This is a genomic window from Vibrio sp. B1REV9, from assembly GCF_905175395.2.
GTDB lineage: Bacteria > Pseudomonadota > Gammaproteobacteria > Enterobacterales > Vibrionaceae > Vibrio > Vibrio alfacsensis.
Genome location: NZ_HG992745.1, coordinates 1,706,057 through 1,730,977, shown reverse-complemented (window position 1 = coordinate 1,730,977; position 24,921 = coordinate 1,706,057). Strand labels below are relative to the sequence as shown.

At 44.3% G+C, this 24,921-nt stretch carries 22 protein-coding genes; 16 read left to right on the top strand and 6 right to left on the bottom strand.

From position 1 onward, the window contains the following. The first annotated feature begins 97 nt into the window (after positions 1-97). The 3 genes from rplY to KHN78_RS13470 all read left to right on the top strand — a co-directional run bounded on the left by rplY (position 98) and on the right by KHN78_RS13470 (position 3,389). Positions 98-376, top strand: coding sequence for a 50S ribosomal protein L25 (rplY, locus tag KHN78_RS13480; protein WP_211916415.1), 279 nt, complete (start codon positions 98-100; stop codon positions 374-376). Positions 377-978: 602 nt separating this feature from the next. Next, complete coding sequence (ushA, locus tag KHN78_RS13475) at positions 979-2,682, top strand: bifunctional UDP-sugar hydrolase/5'-nucleotidase UshA (protein ID WP_211916414.1); 1,704 nt, start codon at positions 979-981, stop codon at positions 2,680-2,682. Positions 2,683-3,167: 485 nt separating this feature from the next. Then, a complete protein-coding gene (locus KHN78_RS13470; protein ID WP_211916413.1) occupies positions 3,168-3,389 on the top strand; it encodes a hypothetical protein in 222 nt (73 codons plus the stop codon). Between the two features lie 233 nt (positions 3,390-3,622). Here the strand turns inward: KHN78_RS13470 and KHN78_RS13465 are convergent, their stop codons facing one another. After that, the gene (locus KHN78_RS13465; RefSeq protein ID WP_211916412.1) at positions 3,623-3,871 is read right to left on the bottom strand and encodes a DUF1289 domain-containing protein; all 249 of its coding nucleotides are present in this window, start codon (positions 3,869-3,871) and stop codon (positions 3,623-3,625) included. Positions 3,872-4,090: 219 nt separating this feature from the next. On the opposite strand from KHN78_RS13465, the gene KHN78_RS13460 reads away from it, so the two are divergent. Then, positions 4,091-4,537 carry an META domain-containing protein gene (locus KHN78_RS13460; RefSeq protein WP_211916411.1) on the top strand — a complete coding sequence of 149 codons (447 nt, stop codon included), beginning with the start codon at positions 4,091-4,093 and terminating at the stop codon, positions 4,535-4,537. A 53-nt stretch (positions 4,538-4,590) separates the two neighbouring features. Here KHN78_RS13460 and KHN78_RS13455 read toward each other — a convergent pair whose 3' ends face one another. Together KHN78_RS13455 and KHN78_RS13450 are read right to left on the bottom strand one after the other, a co-directional pair. Then, positions 4,591-5,193: a response regulator transcription factor gene (locus KHN78_RS13455; protein ID WP_211916410.1), complete on the bottom strand. Its 603-nt coding sequence runs from the start codon at positions 5,191-5,193 to the stop codon at positions 4,591-4,593. Next, positions 5,183-6,988, bottom strand: a complete 1,806-nt coding sequence (locus tag KHN78_RS13450; RefSeq protein WP_211916409.1) for a sensor histidine kinase — start codon at positions 6,986-6,988, stop codon at positions 5,183-5,185. Before KHN78_RS13450 ends, KHN78_RS13455 begins: the two co-directional genes overlap by 11 nt. 309 nt (positions 6,989-7,297) lie before the next feature. Between KHN78_RS13450 and KHN78_RS13445 the strand changes: the two genes are divergently transcribed. The 12 genes from KHN78_RS13445 to KHN78_RS13390 all read left to right on the top strand — a co-directional run bounded on the left by KHN78_RS13445 (position 7,298) and on the right by KHN78_RS13390 (position 21,400). Next, entirely contained in the window at positions 7,298-8,281 is a 984-nt protein-coding gene (locus KHN78_RS13445; RefSeq protein ID WP_211916408.1) for a sulfurtransferase, read from the top strand. Between the two features lie 21 nt (positions 8,282-8,302). Next, positions 8,303-10,099 carry an FAD-dependent oxidoreductase gene (locus KHN78_RS13440; protein WP_211916407.1) on the top strand — a complete coding sequence of 599 codons (1,797 nt, stop codon included), beginning with the start codon at positions 8,303-8,305 and terminating at the stop codon, positions 10,097-10,099. Continuing rightward, complete coding sequence (locus KHN78_RS13435) at positions 10,096-10,866, top strand: (Fe-S)-binding protein (protein ID WP_128810678.1); 771 nt, start codon at positions 10,096-10,098, stop codon at positions 10,864-10,866. Before KHN78_RS13440 ends, KHN78_RS13435 begins: the two co-directional genes overlap by 4 nt. A 25-nt stretch (positions 10,867-10,891) precedes the next feature. Further along, positions 10,892-11,569 (top strand): TVP38/TMEM64 family protein, encoded by a 678-nt coding sequence (locus KHN78_RS13430; protein ID WP_211916406.1) that lies wholly within the window; start codon positions 10,892-10,894, stop codon positions 11,567-11,569. Positions 11,570-11,947: 378 nt separating this feature from the next. Next, positions 11,948-13,108, top strand: a complete 1,161-nt coding sequence (locus KHN78_RS13425; RefSeq protein WP_211916405.1) for an ABC transporter substrate-binding protein — start codon at positions 11,948-11,950, stop codon at positions 13,106-13,108. Positions 13,109-13,117: 9 nt separating this feature from the next. Then, a complete protein-coding gene (locus tag KHN78_RS13420; RefSeq protein ID WP_211916404.1) occupies positions 13,118-14,827 on the top strand; it encodes an ABC transporter permease in 1,710 nt (569 codons plus the stop codon). Then, positions 14,793-15,440 carry an ATP-binding cassette domain-containing protein gene (locus KHN78_RS13415; protein WP_211916403.1) on the top strand — a complete coding sequence of 216 codons (648 nt, stop codon included), beginning with the start codon at positions 14,793-14,795 and terminating at the stop codon, positions 15,438-15,440. The genes KHN78_RS13420 and KHN78_RS13415 overlap by 35 nt, the downstream gene beginning before the upstream one ends. Next, a complete protein-coding gene (locus KHN78_RS13410) occupies positions 15,433-16,044 on the top strand; it encodes a CDP-alcohol phosphatidyltransferase family protein (RefSeq protein ID WP_211916402.1) in 612 nt (203 codons plus the stop codon). The genes KHN78_RS13415 and KHN78_RS13410 overlap by 8 nt, the downstream gene beginning before the upstream one ends. Positions 16,045-16,249: 205 nt before the next feature. Continuing rightward, positions 16,250-16,726 (top strand): glycine zipper 2TM domain-containing protein, encoded by a 477-nt coding sequence (locus tag KHN78_RS13405; RefSeq protein WP_211916401.1) that lies wholly within the window; start codon positions 16,250-16,252, stop codon positions 16,724-16,726. A gap of 180 nt (positions 16,727-16,906) precedes the next feature. Next, complete coding sequence (gene norR, locus KHN78_RS13400) at positions 16,907-18,433, top strand: nitric oxide reductase transcriptional regulator NorR (RefSeq protein ID WP_211916400.1); 1,527 nt, start codon at positions 16,907-16,909, stop codon at positions 18,431-18,433. A 177-nt stretch (positions 18,434-18,610) separates the two neighbouring features. Continuing rightward, positions 18,611-20,272 carry a hydroxylamine reductase gene (hcp, locus tag KHN78_RS13395; RefSeq protein ID WP_211916399.1) on the top strand — a complete coding sequence of 554 codons (1,662 nt, stop codon included), beginning with the start codon at positions 18,611-18,613 and terminating at the stop codon, positions 20,270-20,272. Between the two features lie 84 nt (positions 20,273-20,356). Further along, a complete protein-coding gene (locus KHN78_RS13390) occupies positions 20,357-21,400 on the top strand; it encodes a hybrid-cluster NAD(P)-dependent oxidoreductase (RefSeq protein ID WP_211916398.1) in 1,044 nt (347 codons plus the stop codon). A gap of 133 nt (positions 21,401-21,533) precedes the next feature. Here KHN78_RS13390 and KHN78_RS13385 read toward each other — a convergent pair whose 3' ends face one another. The 3 genes from KHN78_RS13385 to KHN78_RS13375 all read right to left on the bottom strand — a co-directional run bounded on the left by KHN78_RS13385 (position 21,534) and on the right by KHN78_RS13375 (position 24,892). After that, on the bottom strand, positions 21,534-22,466 hold the full coding sequence (locus KHN78_RS13385) for a class I SAM-dependent methyltransferase (RefSeq protein WP_211916397.1): 933 nt from the start codon (positions 22,464-22,466) through the stop codon (positions 21,534-21,536). Between the two features lie 70 nt (positions 22,467-22,536). Beyond that, complete coding sequence (locus KHN78_RS13380; protein ID WP_211916396.1) at positions 22,537-23,229, bottom strand: TIGR01621 family pseudouridine synthase; 693 nt, start codon at positions 23,227-23,229, stop codon at positions 22,537-22,539. Positions 23,230-23,278: 49 nt separating this feature from the next. Continuing rightward, complete coding sequence (locus KHN78_RS13375) at positions 23,279-24,892, bottom strand: methyl-accepting chemotaxis protein (protein ID WP_211916395.1); 1,614 nt, start codon at positions 24,890-24,892, stop codon at positions 23,279-23,281. Positions 24,893-24,921 lie beyond the last annotated feature (29 nt).

The following is a 24,921-nucleotide window of genomic DNA, read 5'->3' as shown; positions in this document are numbered from 1 at the left end:
GCTCGCTTGAACAGTTACTGTATCAAGCTCTACCACGAACCCAAGGTCGCATTGTGGTTTGTGAAATTTAATTTTTACTAATTTGAGAGTAAATACTATGAAATTCGAAGCAGTAGTACGTACTGAACTAGGTAAAGGTGCGAGCCGCCGCCTACGTCACGCTGGCAAATTCCCTGCAGTTGTATACGGCGGTGAAGAAGCAGCAGTAGCTATCGTTCTTAACCACGATGACATCGTTAACCAAATGGATAAGCCTGAGTTTTACGAAGCAATCGTTCTAGTTATCGATGGTGCTGAAGTTAAAGTTAAGCCACAAGACGTTCAACGTCACGCTTACAAGCCAAAAGTTGAGCACATGGACTTCATCCGTATCTAATTCCCTACCAAGGAATTAAACGGAGAAAATCCAACCTTTTGCATGATTAAGATAATCGACCTTACCAATCGAGATATCTAAAAAATTCAAAACCCCGGAGACTTACCACCTCCGGGGTTTTACTATTTATTGAATTTTACTACTTAAAACGTGTTAATCAATATCGACAACGATAACACCTGCTCTCTGCGACTGACCTACCCTGCTTATTTTTGTCTGCCCTATTCGAAATACATTTCACTAAATACACTTTCCTAGAATCAACAATATATACACTCAAAAAGTTTAACGATTTATTTCTTCAAAAAAGAATATCAATTAAATTGGCCAAATAATCTTCGACATCTGAACACTAAAACTGCAAATTTCTTAAAAGCAGAAATACATTCCAAATATTCAAGTAGTTAGATCACAACTTTTAATCCAAAACCCATACTTTATTTCTTAAGTACCATATCTGTTTATTTATCGATACTGCCCGCAAGACCGGTATTTAGTTTCTTACACCAATGCCTAAATATGAGCTTGGTCACTAAAGTTTCACGTAAACTCAGTATATTTCACGGCAAATCAACATAATAATCACAAAGAAAGGAACCCCTATGAAGTTTTACAAATCCCTTTTGGTACTTTCTGTCGGTGCTGCACTTGCAGGATGTGGTTCAGATAATGACTCGACTCAAGTAACTTGCGAAACTGCAGACTCTTGCACAAAATTCACCATACTTCACACCAACGATAACCACGGCCGTTTCTGGCATAACAGTGATGGTGAATACGGTATGGCCGCGCGCAAAACACTCATCGATAATATGCGTCAGGAAGTCGCTGCCAATGGAGGTTCTTCGTTATTGCTATCTGGTGGTGACATTAATACAGGCGTGCCTGAGTCTGACCTACAAGATGCGGAACCTGACTTCTTGGGTATGAGTGATATTGGTTACGATGCAATGGCTGTAGGTAACCATGAGTTTGATAATCCTCTCAGTGTCTTAGAAAAACAAAGAGTTTGGGCAAACTTCCCAATGCTAGCGGCAAACATCTATGACAAACAAGGCGATCGCTACTTTCAGCCTTACAAAATTTTTGAACTGGGCGATCTGCGTATCGCTGTCGTAGGTATGACAACTGAAGATACCGCTCGAATCGCAAACCCAGAATACACTGCCGATCTCACGTTTACCAAGCCAACCGAAGAAATGCCAAAAGTCATCGCAGAGATCAAAGAGACTTACAAAGATGACCCTGTGGACTTTATCTTCGCTACGACCCACATGGGGCACTACGAGAACGGTCAACATGGTTCAAACGCACCGGGTGACGTAGCAATGGCTAAGGCAGTTGAAGAGGGTGAAATTGCAGCTATCTTTGGTGGACACTCTCAAAACCCAGTATGTATGGAACCAGATGGCTCTGGTTACGCAGAATTTGAACCTGGTGATGATTGTAAGCCAGATCAACAAAACGGCACTTACATCATGCAAGCTTATGAGTGGGGAAAATTTGTAGGCAAAGCTGATTTTGAATACTACAACGGAAAGCTACACCTTGCAGGCTACGAGTTAGTTCCAGTTAACCTAAAACGTGAAAATGCCGCGGGCGAACTTGAGTTTATTGGCGAAGAAATTAAACCAAATGAAGCGTTGCAAACACGTCTTCAGTACTTCCAAGATAAAGGTCAAGAGGAACTGGGCGTTGTGATTGCGAACTCAGATGGCTTCCTTGATGGTGAACGTGACAATGTTCGATTCAAGCAAACCAATTTAGGACGTTTGATTGCAACAGCGCACATGGAAAACCAATCTGCAGACTTTGCTGTTATGAACTCTGGTGGTGTGCGTGCATCAATTAAAGCTGGTGAGATTGCATATCGTGATGTGCTTACCGTACAACCTTTTGGCAACACAGTAACGTTCAAGGAAATGAAAGGCAGTGAAGTCGTTCAGTATTTAAATGTTGTCGCAAACAAGCAAATCGATTCTGGTGCTTACGCTCAGTTTGCAGGATTAAACATGACGGTCGATTGTAAGGCGATGACGGTTGATATTCACCAGATCAACGGTAAAGCTTTCGATACCAATGCGATCTACAAATTTACGGTACCAAGCTACAATGCTGGCGGTGGTGATGGCTATCCTAAACTCGATGCAGTCGATACCGGTAACGTTGATGCTGCTGTATTAAAAGACTACATGGAAGCGCTCAGTGTCATCAACGTGGCAAACTACGAGCCACAAGGTGAAGTCGTTTACACCAATACTGATGATGGTAATCTTGGTGGCTGCAAAGTTAACGTAGCACCTTAAGAACATATCGTTCTTGTTTCAATAAACTATTGAGAATCAGCGGAGCTTTAACAGCTCCGTTTTTTTATGGTCACGTCTTTAAACCAAATAACCCCTCACTCGCGTTGCAATTTACAACTCCGCCTAAGTACGCAAATCATTGGCTAAACAGACTAATGATTTCCCTCTATTCGCTAACTCTCTGAAAACAAACCACAGCAATAAAGAGTTCAAAAAATGTTCATTTGTACTGTTGACGGTGATGTGCTTGAGTTCTATGTTTGATAAAGCCTTTCACAAAGACACATTCATTTTCGGCTTTTTATTTTTTTCCTGGGACGAGAATATGACTATGAAAGGTAGAAATGGCGTCGTAAGCACTGCTCTCACACAATTTGTCTTTTAGACTTCAAACGAAGACGCGGCACCTCAACGTGTACGTCAATGAGCAGCGATCTGAGCGCCACTGTGTTCAAACTGCTGCCATCGAGTTCTGGAGGCCAAAAATGAAACGAGCCAGCAATAGCTACCGCCTACAAATGATTAAAGAAGTGGTAACACGTAGAGAGCGTGAAGCCTGTACCGACCCTATGGCAAAATACATTCACAAACTGATGGATGAACGGCCAACAAGCACGCTAGAGGTGGAGCAAAACCACCGATTTTCAGGCAACCATTTCGACGAACAAGCTGGAGGCTGGGTTAGCGATCTTTGGTCAATGAAATGAATGGTCAACGAAATAAGGCCGAGACCTAATTTAGGCATATATCGGCACGAATATCCCGGCTGCCAGAGCTCGCTCCAAGAGCCGGGGTTCTCCTAATATTTATATTACCTTAAGCGTTTGCATTGTCTTACTCATTTATATAGGAATTAAGGCACTAAAAAATCAGCGATATAGCCTAGCCATTACACTAATAGAAAAAAGACGATAAACCGCTGCCATAAAATGCGATACGTTTAAAACAAGTCTTGTTGAGGAGAAGTCGACTCTTCTGGTGCTTGCGGTTTCACTTTTCCAGCGAGCATTTTTCGTCGATATCTTTGACGACATAATTTAATCACATGCAACTGCTGTGCAGAGCTAAAACTCAACCAGTTAAACCGCTCTTCTCTTTTGCGCATGCATCCCTTGCAGTAACCCTTTTCGTCTGAGGTGCATACACCAACACAAGGGCTTGGGACATGAAAAAACTCCAATTGTTCCATGCTAAAACCATTCTATAATTAATCTATCGTCAACCGATACTTTGATAATCGGATAACTGTAAGAAAGTTCAACGTTTTCGGTAGATATCAATATCGGTGATGAGATCTCTGTTATAAAATACGCCGTGTCAAAAAACATACGAAACCATAACCGTATACTGACAAAAACAGTGTTTTATTACTTATACTTACCACGTTACTAAAAACGGAGTCTAATACATGAAGCTTAGCCTAAAAACGTTAGTCGCAGCTATTTCACTACCAATTCTAATGACAGCATGCGCTAGCAACGGTGACGATGTGAAAGATATTACCGCTAAAGACTTGCAGCATCACAACTGGGAGTTGATTAAAATTGATGGCAAAAGCATCGCTATTGAAGATGCTGAATATGGCCCACGTCTAGAGTTAGGTGAGAATCTAACTGCAAACGGAAATGCTGGCTGCAATGAGTTCTTTGGCCAAGCTGAGCTGAAAGGCAATCAACTGCGCATCGAGAAAATGGGCATGACCATGAAGATGTGTATGGATGATCAAATGAAAGTTGAGAAAGTGATGGCAGATACCCTAACTCAGTGGAGCGATATTACACTGACCAATGAGGGACTTGTGCTAAAAAATGCTGACCACACACTTACTTTCGTATTACGTGACTGGGTAAACTAAGCGCTGACCCGTTCTGATATTAAAAAAGCAGCCAAATATGGCTGCTTTTTTGTTTATGCATCAATAAGATGCCCGACTTTACGTATCAGCGCGGCAACATTATCAGCACTCAATTTCTTCATTACGTTTGAACGATGTACTTCAATCGTTCGTAGTGAAACACACAATTGATTCGCCATTTCCTGATTTTTCATGCCTTTAACAACCAAGTTAAGCACTTCTTGCTCGCGCTTGGTCAAACCCTGTAGTGCTTGTTTTGCTCTTAACTTATCAAAGCAGTTTAACGATTTCTGCATAGCGACATCTATAGCAGCAACGATCGCATTACCATCGACGGGTTTTTGAAAAAAGTCTACCGCTCCATCTTTCAAAGCTTCTACCGCCATAGGAATATCACCGTGCCCTGTTAAGTAGATCACGCTGATTGGGCTAAACTGTTCATTCATGCTCTTATGTACGTCTTGACCACGTAATTCAGGCATACGACTATCAAGCAAAACACAACCGGACTGTGACAAATCTGCACTGTTTAAAAATTCCGTACCACTCGAGTACGTTTGCACGTTATACCCATACCCCTCTAGCATAAACGCCATGGACTCTAATACGGGTTGCTCATCATCAACAATATATAATGGACAAAGGTTACGACTCATGACAAGTCTCCTGATAAGGTAAAATAATGGTCACTTGGCAACCTGTAGGATCAACGGTTCTAAAACGAAGACTGCCATTGTGGGCATCAATGACATCACGGCAAATTGCTAACCCCAACCCAAGGCCATTTTCTTTGGTGGTATAGAACGCCTGATCAAGGGGGATCTCCTGCCCCTGAATGCCGATACCATTATCAGCAACATCGATAATAACCATTTCATCACAATAGCTTACGTGTAGGTCAACGAACAAATTTTTGCGTTTTGGCACATGACTGAGACAAGCATCTTTGGCGTTATTGAGTACATTTAACATCACCTGTTGCAATCCCGTCACATCCGCATAGATTGGCTGTGGCTCGCCGGAATACATCACGCCAAGTTGAATACGGTGGCGTTGAAACTCGTAATCGACTAACTTCATTGATTCGGCGATTAAACTCGGTAAGTCGACCCATTTTTTCTCAATCGGATTCCTATGAATTAGACTTCGCAAACGCTGAATAATGTCACTTGCGGATGTCACCTGCTGCTGAATTTTCTCTAAGATCGGCAACATTTCTTCCGTTGTTGCCCCTCTCTCCATACGCACTTTTGCGCCTTGGCTGTAGTTCTTTATTGCCGCCAGAGGTTGGTTGATCTCATGAGCTATGCTGCTGCCTAGCTCCCCAACAATGGTGATACGTTGAGCGTGTTCTAACATCGTGCTTTTTCGACGTAAGTTGTTCATTGTCTTTTTCAGCGCTTCACGGCTTCGCTTAAAGCGCCATTGCAACCAAAAGTGATAGCCAGTGAGTAATAGAATGGTAACGAGCGAAGCCATCGCGATTGCCTGATTTTTGTATAACCAATCTTTCGCTTTCTGACTCAACGACTCTTGAAGTGGGTGCATATCAAGATGCTTGTACACTTTGTCGAAAGTAACACTCGCGGCCGGCAGCATCCACCCTACATTGTTCGCAGCGACAGCTGCTGGATGATCTTTCGGCATCACAAATAGAGTTTGAGCTACCATCTGCCCAACCTCTGGTGGCACTCGTTCTGTCATTGCCATTGTCCAGTTTGGGTATAATGGCGTACTCACGGCACAAACTGAATTTGATGGTCGCTGCTCGTTAAGTACTCGCAAATTATGCAATTGAATATGCCCCTCTTTAGCCATATTTTCTAACGTACACGCAGGAACGATCGCGACGTCTAGATCGCTTTCAACCACATCTAAAATCAACTGATCGGTTGGCGGACCTGTAAATTGAATTTTCTCAAAAAATGAAGAGTTAAAATAACCGAGTTTATCGAGCTCATATCGCAAGGCAAGAAAACCACCAAAAGCCTTTTCAGAGACGGCTGCGACCCTCGCCTCATGAATATCTTTTAAGGTTTTGAAAGGAGACTCTCGACGCACCACTACAACAGAAGCTATCGATTTGTTTGATTCACCACTGTACGCCGTTTTTTGGGTTGCTAACCAGTTAATCGGATACTCACGAGCGAGTTTGGTCGCTTGGCCTGGACTCGTAAGAATAAAGTCTAACCTGCCGTGCAAGAACGCATGTTCTAACTGGTCAAAATCATAAGTATGTAAGTTAAATTGATAGCCTGGATTCTTTATTGCCAACCAATCCAATGTCGGCTCCCAGGCTTGCCTTGCGTGTGCATGCCCTCTCAATGCCAACACGCCGACTTCATAGTCTTTTCTTTGGTTTGTAGGCTCGTTCGCAAATGACACATAAGAGAACACTGCTGAAATAATAAAAATAAACAGTTTTATTTTTTGAGAATGGTTATTAATCACTTACGAAATAATATTAAAAATTGTTTGTAGCACATTTTACCATCACTCCCCCCAATAAGTTTGTTGCTTTAGATCAAGTTGGCTTCATTATTGTGGAAAACCACAATACCCCCTAAGTGTCAATTTACTCAAAATACTTACCAATTAAGGGCTAGATGAAAATTCACTCGTTTAAGAGTGTTAATGCACCATGAACACTTATGAAAAATTACTAAGTTTATGTGTCTTCTTCCTAGCTTCAATCAGATTCTAACTGCCGAGCTAAGTGACTCGTCAGCAAAACTTTAAATTAAAATATGGAAGCAACTCATGAAAAAGTCGACTATTGCGTTGGGTGTACTTGCGGCTGTCGCAGCCGTTGGTTACTCAACGTACAATACGATGTTCTCTGCTGAGGCTGTCACTGTGGATGCTGCTGCACAAGAGCAAAAGTTCACAGAATACGCTCACCCAGAACATTTCATTTCAGCTCAACAGTTAAAATCACTGATGGACAGTGACCAAGACGTTGTCGTCATCGGTGCGCTAAACCCTATCAAACCGGATAGCCCTATTTCTGGTTCTTACACTATGTGGCGCAACGATTACTCTGCAACGGAAGGTGTTTACGACTTTGAAGGCATGAGCAACAGCGTTGAAGAAATGGAAACCATCCTTGGTAGCTTCGGGGCAACTGCAGATAGCACGATCGTGGTTTACGCTGCAGGTTCTCATCACGATGCTGCTCGCCTTTACTGGCAAATCTACAACTTAGGCCATGACGACATTCGTTACCTAGATGGTGGTTTAAATGCTTGGTTGGGTGCAGGTTTCCCTACTGGTTCCGCAAATCCAAGCGTTGCTGCTACCCAATACGACGCGCCAAACGCGAAACAAGAAAACAATGCACTAGCAACGCTAGACATGGTTATTGCAGCGCAAAACAACCCTGACTGGGTAATCCTAGATACTCGCGGTAATGACGAGTTCAACGGTGAGGTGGCAGTTTCTGGCGCATTCGGCCCTGGTACAATCCCGGGCAGTGTTCACATCAACTGGACCAAAGCGTTAAACGAAGACACCACGCTAAAATCAGCAGAAGAGCTGCAAGCTCTATACGGTGACATCATTAAAGGCAAGAAAGTCATTGCTTACTGCCAATCTGGTGTTCGCTCTGCCCACACCACTATGATTCTCACTGAAGTATTAGGCGCAGAAGGCGTCTACAACTACGACGGCTCATGGATCGAGTACAGCCACGCTCACTACGAGCAGAAGAATCCTGAAGTGAACGTTATCAACGGCAAGAGCTAATAAAAACGGAAATAGCAGTCAATGAACAATGTAATTTTTAGCCAAAAGTTATACGACACCGCCCAGATGATCGTCGATGGTTGTATGGGTGATGCCGATCCTGCATGTCAAACCGCATGTCCAATGCACACTGATGTAAAACAATACGTTCGCATGGCGGGTGAAGGCGACTTTCAAGGTGCGTTAGATCTTATCCGAACCAAACTATTCCTACCTCAAACGCTTGGCCGTATTTGTGCACACCCTTGTGAAGCGGCTTGTCGTCGTAACACAGAGTTCGGTCAGCCGATCAGTGTTGCGGGTATCAAACGTTTTGTTGCTGAGAAGTTAGATAACCAAGACCATTGGGATCTTAACATCGCTCCACTAACCAACAAGCACATCGCTATCATTGGTGCAGGCCCTGCTGGTGCTCAAGCAGCAATTGAGCTTCGTCGCCAAGGCCACGAAGTAACGATCTACGAAAAGTTAGACGTATACGGCGGTATGATGCGCGTGGGTATTCCTGAATATCGTCTACCTCGCGATGTGATCGACTTCGAATACAGCTACTTAGGCATGTTAGGCATTAAGACCCGTTTTGGCGTTGAGATCGGCAAAGACATCAGTTTTGAAGCGCTGCGCAGCGATCACGATGCGGTGATTCTTGCTCATGGCGCACACGTCGGTTCAATCATTCCACTGCCAGGCCACGATAACGATGGCGTATTCTCTGCGGTTGAATACTTGAAAGAGATTTCTGAAACTCGTCAATTCCCTCGCGCTGGTAAACGCGTGATGGTTATCGGTGGTGGTGACGTAGCGATGGACTGTGCGCGCTCTTCTTGGCGCATTGGCGCAAGCGAAGTGTACCAATGTTCTCTAGAGAGCATGGAAAACCTACCGGCTAGCCAAATCGAAATCGAAGAATCGCTAGAAGAAAATGTAGTGTTTAACGCAGGCTGGGGCCCAGTTTCTATCGAACACGAAAACGGCAAAGTGACTGGCATCACAATTAAGAAAGTGTTGTCTATCTTTGACGAGCAAGGCAACTTTGCACCTCAATACAGCGACGAGACTAAGACTATTGCAGTGGATACAGTAGTATTCGCAACAGGTCAAATCGTCGCTGACATTACCGATGGCGCACTAGAGCAAACTCGTGGTGGTCGTTATGTTGTCGACAAACAAACTCTGGCTTCTAGCCTTGAAGACGTATTCGTAGCAGGTGATGCTTGTGGCGGTAACATCGTAATTGAAGCGATGGCACTAGGCCGTAAAGCAGCAATGAGTGTAGAGCGTTTCCTAACGTCTCGCCCACTGACTGAAGGTCGCGATTTCGAGCAAGAATACAGCTACCCATCTCGTCTAGATGTACCACTTCCAAAAGGTACAGTAGATACCCCTCGCCTACACGGTGAATTACGTGACGCTGAAGAGCGTAAGCAAGATTTTGCACAAGTGGATTTAGGCTTCACTGAAGATCAAATCAAACAAGAAGCATCTCGCTGTCTGCAATGTAGCTGCAAGCTATGTATGACAGAGTGCATCATGATGAATGATTTCGGTGACTGTCCGAAGACCATTTTCTCAGACTTCATTGATAACAAATCAATGGATCCACTGATGGCTTACTCATGTAATGCCTGTGACCAGTGCACCATTGTGTGTCCAAAAGACTTCCCAATGAAAGAAATGTTCCTCGGCTCTCGTGCTGATTTTGTTAAGGCAAACAATGGTGAATCACCGATGCCGGGTCACAAAGCGATCAACATGCACCAAAAACTGGGCTTCTCAAAACTCTTCACTATGGCAAAACGAGCGGTATCAACAAAATGAGTAATAAAGTATTTATGCCAGGATGCAGCTTACCATCCTACTCACCAGAAGGCGTAGCAGCAATCGCAAGCTACCTCAAAGAAGTATTCCCAGAGATGGGCGCGGTACAAAAGTGCTGTGGTAAGCCAACGGCAGCTATCGGTCAGACTGAGAAGTTCAAAGAGCGTTACGGTCAGCTTCAGGCAGACTTCGACAAGCTAGATGCACAAGAAGTGATTGTGGCATGTCAAAGCTGCTACGGCATGATCAAAAAATCTGGCGGTTCTCAAAAACCCGTTTCACTATGGAAGCTACTTCCTGAAATTGGTCTACCAGAAGAACTACGTGGCAAAGCAAAAAACAGTGATGTGGTATTCACCATTCATGACTCTTGCTCAACTCGCTACGAGAAAGAGCTGCAAGACGGTATCCGTTGGATCTTAAACGAGCTTGGCTACAAGACTTCCGAGCCAGAACACACACGCGAAAACACACGCTGTTGTGGTTTTGGTGGCATGGTTGTACCAGCAAACCCAGATGTAGCAACACGCGTAATCAAACGTCGTGTTGAAGAATTTGAAACAGACTACGTAGTGGTTTACTGCTCAGCATGCCGTGCATCGATGATGGGCGTTGGCACAAAATCTTGGCACATTCTTGATCTGATGTTTGGTCCAGTGATCATGCAAGGTGATGAGCCACCAGTAAACGTACTAGCAAGCCCTGTTAAAGCTTGGTTCAACCGCTACAAATCAAAAGCGGGTCTAATCAAGTGTATGTCTGTGTGATAACGGTTTAAGTGAAGATAATATAATGAAATTCGTAAAATTTGGTCTAATTGCAGCAGTCATCGCACTGACGCTATTTGCTGCAAAGCAAACTGGTATTCTTGAAATCATCACGGATATCAAAAGTCTACAAGAGTGGATCGCAAGCTTCGGTGTGTGGGGTTACGCAGTATTCGTAGCAGCATTCGTGTTTGCATGTGTGTTCCTACTACCGGGTAGTGCGTTCACCATTGTAGCGGGCATCGTATTTGGTCCTATCAAAGGCGGTGTATTAGCGCTGTTTTCTGCGACGCTTGGTGCAGTGGTAGCATTCATTGTGGCACGTTTCCTACTACGTAACACAATCATGAAAAAATTTGGTGATAATCCAATCTTCAAAAAGATCGATGACGGCGTTGCAGCAAACGGTACCAGCTTCTTGATCCTAACGCGTCTTGTTCCTGTATTCCCATTCAGTCTACAGAACTATGCTTACGGTCTAACAAGCCTAAACCTTGGTACTTACGCTTTGGTTTCTCTACTAACCATGGCACCAGGTGCATTTATCTTTGCATACATGGCGGGTGACATTGCCACCAATGGTGTCTCTGCGATGCTGCTTGTTAAGTTTGCCGCGGCAGGTCTAATTCTGTTTGGTATGTCTCTAATTCCAAAATACATCGCGAAGAAAAAAGGCATCAACATGGAAGAATTGGCTAAGTAATCCGGTCTATCCATATTGAATCGTTAAGAGTGCGGCTTATCGGGAGACGCACTCTTTTTCTTTTATGGCCTAACTGACACAGAGATAAGATTCCATGCCGACCAAAGGGAAATGCCCTGATTAAACTTCACACCAGTTTTGATTAAGTTTAAGTCTAAAATAGAGCATTGATTGGGAGTACTTCACAAGGCGTGAAATTCCCTAAATCTATTGTCAAATTCGAATTGATAATAGAACCAGATAGATTACTATCCACCATGAGGGAAAGGGGCGTCTATACTGTTAATTCACTATGTTAATGGCCAAAAACAAACGATTCGTAACGCATAGAAAACCAAAGCTCCAAAATAATTACAAAGATTAAAATACGGATTACGCATGAAAAAGCTACTTAGTACCATTGGCATTTTAGCCACCACTTTTGCCGCTTCTTCTTTTGCCACCACATCTGCGGTAGAGAGTTGGCAAAAAATCGAGCAACAAGCGGATGGGCAGACGATTTACTTCCACGCTTGGGGTGGAAGCCAAGAAATCAACCGCTACATCCAATGGGCAGGAAAAGAGCTAAAGTCTCGTTATAATGTGACGCTTAATCATGTAAAAGTCACCGACATTTCTGAAACCACTACACGTCTCATTGCAGAAAAAGCCGCAGGAAAAAACAGTGGCGGCAGTGTCGACATGGTTTGGATCAATGGTGAAAACTTCAAATCAATGAAAGACAACCAGCTATTGTTTGGCCCTTTCGTAAACGATTTACCAAGCTGGCAGTACGTCGATAAAAGCTTACCGGTTGATGTGGACTTCTCAGAACCAACAGATGGTCTAGAAGCGCCTTGGGGTGTTGGTCAACTGGTGTTTATCCACGACGAAGAAACACTGAATAATCCTCCACGTTCTTTCTCAGAAATGCTGAGTTACGCCAAAGCGTTTCCAAACCGCTTAACCTACCCGCGTCCACCTGAGTTTCACGGAACTAGCTTTATTAAAGCATTACTGATGGAAGTGACAAACAACGCAACAGAACTTCAACAACCCGTGACAAAAGAGGTATTTACTCAAGTCACGCAACCACTTTGGCGCTATTTAGATGAGTTCCATCGTGTGGCATGGCGCGGTGGTAAACAATTTCCTGCTGGAACGGCAGAGAGCGTGCAATTGCTGGATGATGGACAAATTGATCTTGCTGTGACATTCAACCCAAATGCGGTGTTTTCTGCACAATCAAGCGGCAACCTTGCTGAAAGCACTAAAGCATACGCAATGGATGCTGGTGCACTATCGAATATCCACTTTTTAGCGATTCCATGGAATGCAAATGCAAGTGCGGGTGCACAAGTTGCGATAAACTTTTTATTAAGCCCTGAAGCGCAATCTCGCAAAGGTGACATCAACATCTGGGGTGATCCTTCGGTGCTAAACAGCCAGTACTTAACCGGTACGGCGAAGAATACACAACAATTTAAATCTATCGCAGAGCCTCACCCAAGTTGGCAGGCAGCGCTAGAAAAAGAATGGTTGAAACGCTACGGGAATTAATACAAGCACATGTTAAGAGCGCTGTATCTAGTTATTATCGCAGTATGTATTTTACCGACTATCCCTGGTTTACTCGGGGTAGTCGTTTCTGCGCTCGGTTACGTACCGCCTATCGGTTTGAACCACTTCTCTCTAGATGGCTTCAATGCTGTCTTTGATTGGGAAGGCGTTTGGACGTCAATTAGCCTGACTTTTTATTCTGCTATTTTTAGTAGCTATCTGGCTTGCTTGATCACGTTTGCGATTTTACAAGCTTCTTGGGGCAGCAAATTTTGGCGTAAAATTGAAGTCAGCCTTTCTCCACTTCTTGCGATGCCTCACGTGGCTTTCGCGATTGGTTTTGCGTTCCTATTTGCTCCGACAGGCATGGGGATACGTGCACTCAATCAATTGTTTGGATATGATCCAAACGCGCAAACCGTTAACGACTTAGCGTTGCTGATTAAAGATCCTCATGCGCTTGGCCTTATCGTTATGCTTGCTTTTAAAGAAGTGCCTTTTCTACTTCTGATGAGCATCCCTATTCTTCAGCATTTGAAAGTTGAAAAAATAGAAAAAGTCAGCCATTCCATGGGCTACACTTCTGCACAAGCCTGGTGGAAGTGCGTGTTCCCACAATGGTTTGCAAAGCTACGCTTTCCTATGCTTGCTGTCATCGCTTACAGCTTATCCGTTGTTGATGTCGCACTGATAATCGGCCCGACAAATCCTCCAACGTTTGCGGTGCTTGTTTGGCAATGGTTCAACGATCCAGATCTTTCATTACTACCTAGAGCCGCCGCAGGTGCCGTGGTGCTCTTTGCAATCGCCAGCATTTTGATTGCTCTTGCTCGTGCAATTGAATGGAGTATCACAAAAGGCTTTAAACGTTGGCAGTATTCGGGCCGTAGCGGTTTTGCTCTACCAGGAAAAACGCTGTTTTCAGTCATTGCCCTACTCGCCATTTTGATGGTGCCATTAATGGCTATTTGGAGTTTTGCGCAACGATGGCGTTTCCCTGATTTGCTCCCAAGCCGTTATAGCTTGCGTTTTTGGGAATACGAATGGCAGAGTATTCTTGGCACGCTGGAGCAAAGCATGATAATTGCCATTATCTGCGCGTCTATTGCTCTTATTCTTGCACTGATTGCACACGAATACCGATTACGTTATCGCTGGCAGATCCCGGGGTATATCATTGCTGTGCCCATGTTGATCCCACAACTGTCAGTGCTGTTTGGCATGCAAGTCGCAACACTTTACCTTAACAGCAACGCTCATTTTTTCTGGGTATGCTGGGCGCATATATTCTTTGCGTTCCCATTTGTCTATCTATCGCTAGATGGTCCTTGGCGCAGTTTTGATAATGGGTTAACGCGCGTTGCTTTAAGTTTAGGTAAATCCCCATTGCAAGCTTGGTTCAAAGTGAAGTTGCCGATTCTACTGCCTGCCATCGCTTTTGCTTGGGCAGTGGGCGTGAGTGTCAGCTTAGCGCAGTACTTACCTACGCTCGTATTGGGGGCCGGCCGTATTAGCACCATCACCACCGAAGCGGTTGCCCTTTCCAGTGGCTTTGACCGCCGAGTCACCGCAATTTATGCGATTTGGCAAGCTCTGTTGCCGTTACTGTTCTTTTCATTTGCGATTCTACTTAGCCGTTTACACGTCAAGTATCGCCGGTTATCTATTAAAGGTTTACTACCGAATGAGTCTTTGTCTCGAAAACCTCGCCATCCGTAAAACCAATGGCGACACGCTCTTCTCTTCATTCACAATGACGGTAGAGAAAGGTGAAATTGTTACCCTGATGGGGCCAAGTGGCTGCGGAAAATCCACATTATTGGACGCGATAGCCGGGCACTTATCTACCGAGTTCGACTATTCAGGCTCTATTACACTAAACCATCAAAAACTCGATTCCTTACCTGCTCACAAACGTCAGGTTGGGATTCTGTTTCAAGATGATTTGCTCTTCCCGCACTTAACGGTATGGGAAAACCTCGCCTTTGCAGTACCAAATAGTGTGAAAGGAGCGGAACGTAAAGCACAAGCAATGCTCGCATTAAAACACATCTCGCTGACGAAACTGGCCGATTCATTTCCAGACCAAATATCTGGTGGTCAGCGTGCCCGCATTGCATTAACTCGAATGTTATTAGCCAAACCGAAAGTCGCATTGTTGGATGAGCCCTACAGCAAGTTAGATAAAGACTTGCGCGTGCAATTTAGAAACTGGGTTGTCGAGCAACTTCAACAAGCGAACATCCCCGCGTTGATGGTAACGCACGATGAGGAAGACATTCCTGAGGGTAGTCGCTGTCTTACATGGCCTTGGGAGGCATGCCATGCTTGATAGTTTCAGCATTAAAGTTATCCGTTGGCCATTAACGCAAAGTGCAAAGCTACTCGATAAGTGTGGTGTGACCGCCAATCAAACAACAATATTTGGGTTTGTACTCGGTTGTTTGGCGTTTCCAGCTCTTATCGGCGAGCAATATTTACAAGCAATGGTTTTCATTCTGCTCAACCGGATTTGTGATGGTTTAGATGGTGCCCTTGCTCGGATTCAAGGCATTACTGATGCTGGCGGCTTCCTTGATATCAGTTTGGATTTCCTGTTTTACTCTTTGATTCCTTTTGGTTTTATCCTGGCAAATCCAGACCAAAATGCCATTGCTGGTGCTTTTTTGATTTTCTCTTTTGTCGGCACAGGTAGTAGCTTTCTTGCTTTTGCAATCATGGCAGGAAAACGTGGTATTGATAACCCAGTGTATAAGAACAAATCGCTCTACTACATGAGTGGTTTAACGGAGGGAACGGAGACCATAGGCTGTTTCATCTTGTTCTGCTTGCTCCCGCAATATTTCGATACCATCGCGTATATTTTTGGCGCAGCATGCTGGTTTACAACGTTTACCCGTATTTATTCTGGCTTTCATACTTTGAATACACAATAAAAACCCACCGGCCCCTCATTTTAAGGTGCTTTAAACAAACAATAAACAGGGGTCTATTTGAGCCCTCCTAATTGTCGCTAACTCAATGAAATTTCTGCTGTGATATTTGGGAGTCAACACCTAATATCACAGCAGAATATCCGAAGCGCTTCTATACTGTTCAGAAAACACACTGTTCAATTAAGCAAACATGCTTGGAGGCGACATGACACAGCACGTCAATCTGCATTTCATCCTATTTCTTTCCATTGCAACACTTGCCGGGTGCACCTCGCCGAACCCATACGGTGATGCCTATGGCTCACAAGAAACCCGCACCGTTCAACAGGTTTACTACGGCACTATTGATAAAGTCGCTCCTGTCACCATTGACGCATCAACACAAACCAATGCGATTGGTACTATTGCAGGCGCAGCCATTGGGGGTATTTTGGGGTCAAAAATCGGTGGCGGTTCAGGCTCAGACATCGCTGCCATTGGCGGTGGCTTGCTTGGTGGTTACGCAGGTAGCGAGGTCGCAGAGAAAGCGGGTAAACGTAACGGTGTAAACCTGACCATTCGCTTAGAAGACGGTAAAATTATCTCCATTGTACAAGAAGCGGACCCGAATATGATTTTCCAACCAGGACAAGCCGTGCAAGTTAACGTCAGTGGTGATACAGCAAGAGTGGTTCCTCGTTAAGCCTAAACTGAATGATGTTTAATACGTTTCACTTCATGAGACCAGCAGTCTGAGAATTGGCATGATTTTTTGCCTTTGAGATTGCTGGTCGTCCTTAATACAACACTTTATAAAATTATCGATGTAAAAATTACATCACCCTGTTAATATGAACGCCGGTTTCACTAACAGTACAGCGTTATGCCTCCAATGATCGATCAAGTCTTGCTTAATATCGCCTTAAACTTGAGCTCTAACCTCTCCCATGAACAACAATATCAAGCGATTATCGATGGCGTGTCCACCGTATTTCCTTGTGACGCAAGTTGCTTGTTTATTTTTGATAAAGACGGATTCCTAACGCCTGTTGCTGTACAAGGTTTATCTAAATCGGTACTAGGTCGCCGATACTTCCCCAAAGCCCATCCTAGATTGGAAACCATCATTCAAACCCGAGAACCCGTTCGTTTCGATTCTGACTGTCCGCTTCCCGATCCTTTTGACGGCGCTCTCATGGCGGAAGATCAATGTATTGATGTTCATGATTGCATGGGGTTCAGTTTATATGTGGATGGTCAACTCGTTGGTGCATTAACGATGGATGCACTCGCTATTGGTGCGTTTAACAATATCGACCCTGTTGCCATTGAAACCTTTGCCGCACTCACTGCCGCGACACTGAGAAACATCGCACAACTCAGAGCTCTCAAAGCACAAAATCAAAAGCAAAAGAATGTCACTCAGACGTTGATCCAACAAGCTCGTTCACAGCACGGAGAAATGATTGGCTTCAGTCCGCAAATCAACCAATTACGAAATAACATCGCAACGGTAGCGCAATCTGACTATGCGGTGCTGATTACTGGTGAAACGGGCACCGGGAAAGAGTTGGTAGCACATTCTGTTCATGCTCAATCCCACCGCTGTGATAAGCCTATGATTTATGTTAACTGCGCCGCCCTACCTGAGGGACTTGCTGAAAGTGAGCTATTTGGCCATGTAAAAGGTGCGTTTACCGGAGCAAACAGTCACCGTGCTGGTAAATTTGAGCTTGCGGATGGCGGGACAATTTTCCTCGATGAAGTAGGTGAATTGCCGTTGATTTTGCAAGCAAAGCTATTGCGTGTAATCCAACAAGGTGAGCTACAACGCGTGGGCAGTGATAAGCATTTAATGGTCAACGTACGTATTATCGCGGCGACCAACCGTCAGCTAGAAAACGAAGTTGAGTCAGGTTCCTTTCGTGCGGACTTGTTCCACCGTTTGAATGTATTCCCCATTCGCGTCCCTTCGCTTCGATCTCGTGAGGGCGATATTCCTGTTTTAGCGGGCTATTTACTCGAGAAAGTGCGCCAACAATTTAATGCACCAAATCTACATGTTCATCCTAAGGTATTACTGCAGTTAGAGTCCTTACCTTGGTTGGGAAATATTCGAGAACTTGAACACACGCTAACACGAGCTGCGCTGCATGCCATTCAACAAGGAGCAAGCACGATCATGTTGAACCATTTTGATGCTTCGCTTACCTTTGATGATGTCAAAAGCACATCACAATATCTACCCAAAGAAAGTCAATCAATGCGTGAGTTGGTAGAGCACTATCAGCGTGATTTAATTGAGCATGCTTTAAGCCAGTCTGGTGGAGTTTGGGCAAAAGCAGCTGAGTTTTTACAAATGGATCGTGGAAATTTATATCGAATGGGCAAAAAGCTCGGGGTTAAATAGTAGACTCTCGACTATTAGTTGATGTAATAAACACATCATAAGCGTTGTATTTATTACATCAACACAACTTTTAAAATGAAATAAAACCTTTAATTTTCAATAAGATAATAAATGGCACGCATCCTGCTCTTCTGTGATTAATAAAATGACTATTACTACAATCACTGGAGACCCCATATGTTCTGTATTCAATGTGAACAGACAATTCAAACCCCAGCAGTTAAAGGCTGTTCTTTCGCACAAGGCATGTGCGGTAAAACGGCAGAAGTATCCGACTTACAAGACGTGTTGGTTTACACTCTGCAAGGGGTTTCTTTTTGGGCATCACGCGCACTTGAATTCAATATCATCAATGATGAAATCAACCAGTGGGCACCAAGAGCATTCTTCTCTACATTAACAAACGTGAACTTCGATCCTGAACGCATTCTAGAACTCACCTCTCGTGCAGAAGCTTACAAATCATTGCTAAAAACCGAAGTCACTGCAGCAGCGATGCTTTCAAACACGTCTCTTGGCAATATCCCTGCGCTCGCCAATTTTGAGCTGCCAACCTCTATTGAAGAGATCTTAACATTCGCTCCTCAAGTCGCGGTTAACCGTGGCAAAGATCAAGTACACGAAGATGTCATTGGTCTACGCCTGTTATGTCTCTATGGCCTAAAAGGCGCTGCGGCTTACATGGAACACGCGCGTGTGCTAGAGCAAACGAACAACGATATCTACGCGGAATACCATGAGATCATGGCATGGCTAGGCACCGATCCTGAAGATCTTGGTGCACTGCTTGATTGCTCAATGCGTATTGGTCTAATGAACTATAAAGTGATGGAGATGCTTGATCTTGGTGAAACTGTGACATTTGGTCACCCAGAGCCGACAACAGTCAACGTTAAACCAGTAAAAGGCAAGTGTATCCTTGTTTCTGGGCATGACCTGCATGACCTAGAGAAAATTCTGCAGCAAACCGAAGGTAAAGGCATCAACGTTTATACTAACGGCGAAATGCTACCAGCACATGGATATCCAGAACTTAAGAAGTACTCTCACCTAGTCGGTAACTACGGCAGTGCTTGGCAAAACCAACAAAAAGAATTCGCGAACTTCCCTGGAGCTATCGTGATGACCTCAAACTGCCTATTGAATCCAAATGTGGGTCAATACGCGGACCGTTTGTTCACTCGTAGCATCGTTGGTTGGCCGGGTGTCGCTCACCTTGAGGGAGATGACTTTAGTGCAGTGATCGAATGTGCTCTTGCACTGGAAGGATTCCAATACGATGAAATTGAACACAATATCACCGTTGGCTTTGGTCGCAATGCACTCATGAATGCCGCTCCTGCTGTTATTGACCAAGTGAAACAAGGCAACATTAAACACTTCTTCCTCGTGGGTGGTTGTGATGGTGACAAGTCTGAACGCAGCTACTACACGGACTTCACAACTGAAGCACCAGAAGACACCTTAATCCTAACGCTTGCGTGTGGTAAGTTCCGCTTCAATAAAAATACATTTGGCGATATCAACGGCATTCCTCGTTTATTAGATGTAGGCCAATGTAACGACGCGTACTCAGCAATCCAGTTAGCTCTCGCTCTTGCAAAAGAGTTCGACTGTGACATCAACGAACTACCACTGACATTGGTTCTTTCTTGGTTCGAACAAAAAGCGATAGTGATTCTGCTAACGCTGTTTGCTCTAGGTGTAAAAGGCATCTACACCGGTCCTACTGCGCCAGCTTTCCTAACGCCTAACTTGATTGCCATTATCCAAGAGAAGTTCGATATGCGCAGTATTGGCAACGTTCAAGATGATTTAAAAGCGATCCTAGCAGCCTAATCGAATGCCCACTCACCGCCTTCCACTATTGGAGGGCGGTTGTATTTGAAAGATGTAGAAATACCCAACACCAAAGAGATTATTATGTTTTTTGAATGGCAAGGCACACAACCTGTCACGCTACGCTGCATTGATAAGTATCATGAGGCCAACGATACAGTAAGCGTAAAATTGGCCGAATTATCAGAATCAATGCTATTTGAGTTTAAAGCAGGCCAGTTCATTAGCCTTGGTATCGAAATCGATGGGAAAATGGAGTTTCGCGCTTATTCATTGAGCTCACTGTCTGGCGAGGATTGTCTTCAATTGACGATAAAACGCGTCGACGGTGGCAAAGTTTCTAACTACATCATCGACAAATTACTGATTGGCGATACGGTTCAAGCGCTACCCCCAGCAGGAGAATTTAACTGTATCGACCACCCTCCAAGAATACACAATGGCAAGCAAAAAGCACTCCTGATAAGCGCTGGTTGTGGTATTACCCCTGTGTTTGCGATGGCAAAACAATGGCTGAGCAATGAGCAAAGCGTCGATATCGAATTTTTGCATATTGCACGCTCTCCACAAGAGACTATCTACTTCGACTTACTTGAGACTTACCACTCTGTCTATCCTGATTTTAACTTGAAATTGCTGCTTAAAAATCGTGGCGAAACGTTGTATCCAGAAGGGCGTCTGAATGCAGATTGGTTGCAAGAGTTAGTACCTGACTTTCACGAGCGCACGGTTTACCTGTGTGGGCCGAGTCAGTTTATGTTGGATGTTCATCGTTATTTAAGCGACCTTGATTTTGAAATGGCGAACTTTTATCAAGAAAGCTTCACGCCAACAGACACTAAAGAGGCTGATATTTCTAACGAAAGCGCGCAGATCTTTGTCCCAGACTTCGCGAAAACCCTTGATGCCCATCAGGGTGAAGTATTGGCGGATGCGCTAGAAAACGCAGGCTTACCACTCATCATTGCCTGCCGCAGTGGCATCTGTGGCTCATGCAAATGTAAAGTCAGTAAAGGAAGTGTGTCATCTACCAGTTATGAGACACTGACACCTGAAGAAATCGAACAAGGGTATGTACTTGCTTGTTCATCTACGATCGAGTCTGATCTTGAAGTGCAGATTGGCTGACAATGAGCAAAAGTTGATAATTAACTAAATTTGAGAATTAACTAGAGCTCATAAAACGATAAAAGCGCCAATGATTGAATAGGTTCAACATGGGCGCTTTTACTCGATACCACGCGATATGAAGACTTTCGTTCTAGCTAAACAACAACACTTTTAGTGCGGCTTCACTATCCACATCCATAAATTCAGGTGGGTTAGCTAGACGCTCACGAAATGTCAGTTGAGGAGCTTCCTCTTTCATACTTTCAATTAAGAATTCACTGGTAACCGATGGTGAGTTCACACATGCCAATACCTGACCACCTGGCGCGAGCAGTTCCGCAAGACGACGAAGAATCTTCTTGTAATCTTTGGTCAAAGCAAAGCTACCTTTTTGGAAAGACGGTGGATCAATCACAATCAAATCATACTGACCCGCTTTTTTGATTTTTCCCCACGACTTGAAGATATCATGCCCCAAGAAGCTAATTTGATTAATATTGTGGTCATTTAGCTTATGGTTTTCGCGCCCTTTTGCGAGAGACGCTCTTGCCATATCCACGTTGACGACCTTGTCTGCGCCACCAGCGATAGCCGCTACGGAGAATCCACATGTGTACGCAAACAAGTTAAGGACATTTTTATGCTTGGCATTTTCACGAACCCAATCACGTCCATAGCGCATATCTAAAAACAAGCCGAAGTTTTGATTACGTCCGATATCTAACTGATATTTTAAACCACTCTCTTCTACGATAGGTCGAGCATCTAACTCCCCCACAAGCACTTCTGATGGCGCGCCATCTGCATAGCGGTGCTGAATAACGATCGTACGCCCCTGCTTTTCAGACCACAATTTAGATTCAGATAACGCGATCGCGCCTTGTTTCAGCTCTGATAAAAATGTTTCATCCACTTCTTTGAACAAATTGATGATCAGCTGCCCTTGTAACCAATCACAAGTAATTTGCTCTAACCCCTCAAAGTGACGGCCACGGCCATGAAACAATCGACGGACTTCGTTGGGTGCCTGAACGAGTTCAGACTCTAAATGCTGAAAAAACAGCGGTAGTTGTGATGCTTGCATCGAATTCTCTTATTTGGTGTTCTTAGTAGCGGTGCTTGGATAGTCGGATTGCGACCTTTCTTTCCGTTGTCTATTTGATGGTAGGCCAATTGAGTTCCCATGGCGATAACCACGAATCAATACCATGCGATACAATTTCATTGTGCCATTTACTGCCAAGCGCTGAATGCTCTCTCGGGTCACAGACAAATCGATGTATCTCGTTTTGGTACGGGAAACAAAGTGAAAATGCGTGCAAATATCCACGGTCAGATTCACTGCCAGCATTATAAATTGGGTCCCCGACAATCCCAGAACCCACTGACTTCAGGGCGACACGAATTTGGTGTGTTTTCCCCGTATAGGGTTTACACAAAAAAAGTCGCTCACCAGGTTCTGCCGCAAGCGAGAAAAATTGCGTCACGGCTGGGTTTTGTTTGCTATTGACGAGCTTCCAAGAAGAACGACGCGAACGCTCCATATCTCCCATGACCAACCCTTGCTTTTTCTTTGGTTTTTTTGAGCCTATCGCCATATAGAACTTTTCAACTTGGCGATCGGCAAACGCTTGAGATAACGCACTTGCTGCTTGAGCATTGCGCCCCAAAAGTAAAATACCAGAAGTCATCTTGTCGAGACGGTGAATAAGGTATAACTGCTCATCACCACTCTGTTTAGCCACTTCTTGTAGTAGCATGGTGTCACCGTCATCTTTGTGCACGGAAACATTGGGATGCTTATTGATGATCAGAAAATCGGGATGGGTATGAAGAATGTCGAACATAAAAAACTGGCTCCACGTTTGGAGCCAGAAGTATACCTTTTCTCAGTAATTAGGCGAGCTTAAACTTACCTACCAACGCTTCTAGCTGCTGAACTTTTTGGTTTAGACTATTCACACTTTGCGAGCTGTCATTTGCAAGCTCTAATGAACGTACAGAAATATCGCTGATCGACGTAATGTCCGTCGCAATCTCTCTTGTTACTGCCGTCTGTTCTTCGGCAGCGGTAGCAATTGAGTTCACCATACTTTGAACATTCGCCGCTCCCGAGACAATTTCTTCAAGAGAATCTACTGCGCCAGAACTTTGGCTCACACCGATTTCTACCAGACGACAGCCATCTTCAGTGTAAGTCACGGCTTCTTGGGTGCCGACTTGGATCGCTTGAATGATCTCACCAACTTCTTGCGTTGCTTTTGTCGTGCGTTCTGCAAGGGCACGAACCTCATCGGCGACCACTGCAAACCCTCGACCAAATTCACCAGCTCGAGCCGCTTCGATGGCAGCATTTAGTGCCAATAAGTTAGTTTGTCCCGCGATGTCTTCAATCACCTTGATCACAGCGCCAATTTTTTCACCGTGTGAACCGAGATTGTTCATTTGGACTGACATGTCTGTCATTTGTTGTGAAACTTGCTGGATGCTTTCTACCATATCAACAATAACACCACGGCCTTGTTCTGCTGTGGCCTCAGACTTTCGAGCTTCTTCAAAGGTCGCCGCTCCCTGCTCGGCAACTTGGGAGATGGTCAAGCTGAGTTCTTCTGCTGCTGTCGCAATTAGATTCGCTTTATCAGATTGCTCTCGCGCTCCAGAGACAATGTCTTTACTCACAGATGATAATTCACCTGTTACTGATTTCACCTCATTTGATACGCCAGAAATAGAACCAATCAGCGTCACCAAAGACGCTTGCATTTTATTTAATGAGTTCGCAAGGTTTGTCAGTTCATCGCCTGATTTATCTTCAATCTGAGCAGTGGTTAAGTCTCCATCAGCAACGTGCTGTGCAAATTCATCCAATTTACTTAAACGGTGAGTAATTGAATTAGACAACAAATAGGCAATAATCGCAGTCGATAAAAAGGCAATAGTCCCAAGCACTGTGATCGTCAATTCAATACTGTTGAATGAATCGGATAAGTTCAATAACGCTGTACTTGTGCTTTCTTGTCCCTCTGTCGAGGCCTCATCAAGAATGAGCTCCAACGGAGCCAAGTTCGTATTGTATAAAGTACGAAGACGGACAATATTATCCTCAACATTATCCAATCCAAGGTTCGTCAATATTTGTGATTCAAAACCTTCAGTAAATGTCGCCATATAACGTTCTACACGCTCAACGTTACGATAATCCTCTCCACCCACAGTTTCCAACGTTTTTACTTGTTCAATTGCATCTGAAAACTGTTCCAAGTTCGCTTTATAATCCTGGTGAGCGCCTGGGACATTGACAATCGAGCCTAATGCGTCTCGGTACACGTCGCCAGCTTCATCAATCAATATTAGGTATTGAACAGTCTCTGGAACATCGTCTGTCCTAACTTCATCCGCGACCTCATGCGAGTTCAATACTTCAAATATAATAATCCCTATCATCACTAACATGATTGTTAAAATGGCACCAAAACTGGCGTATAGCTTGTTTCTAACCGACATAGCCATGAATCACTTTCCTTATTGTTTTTGCGCTT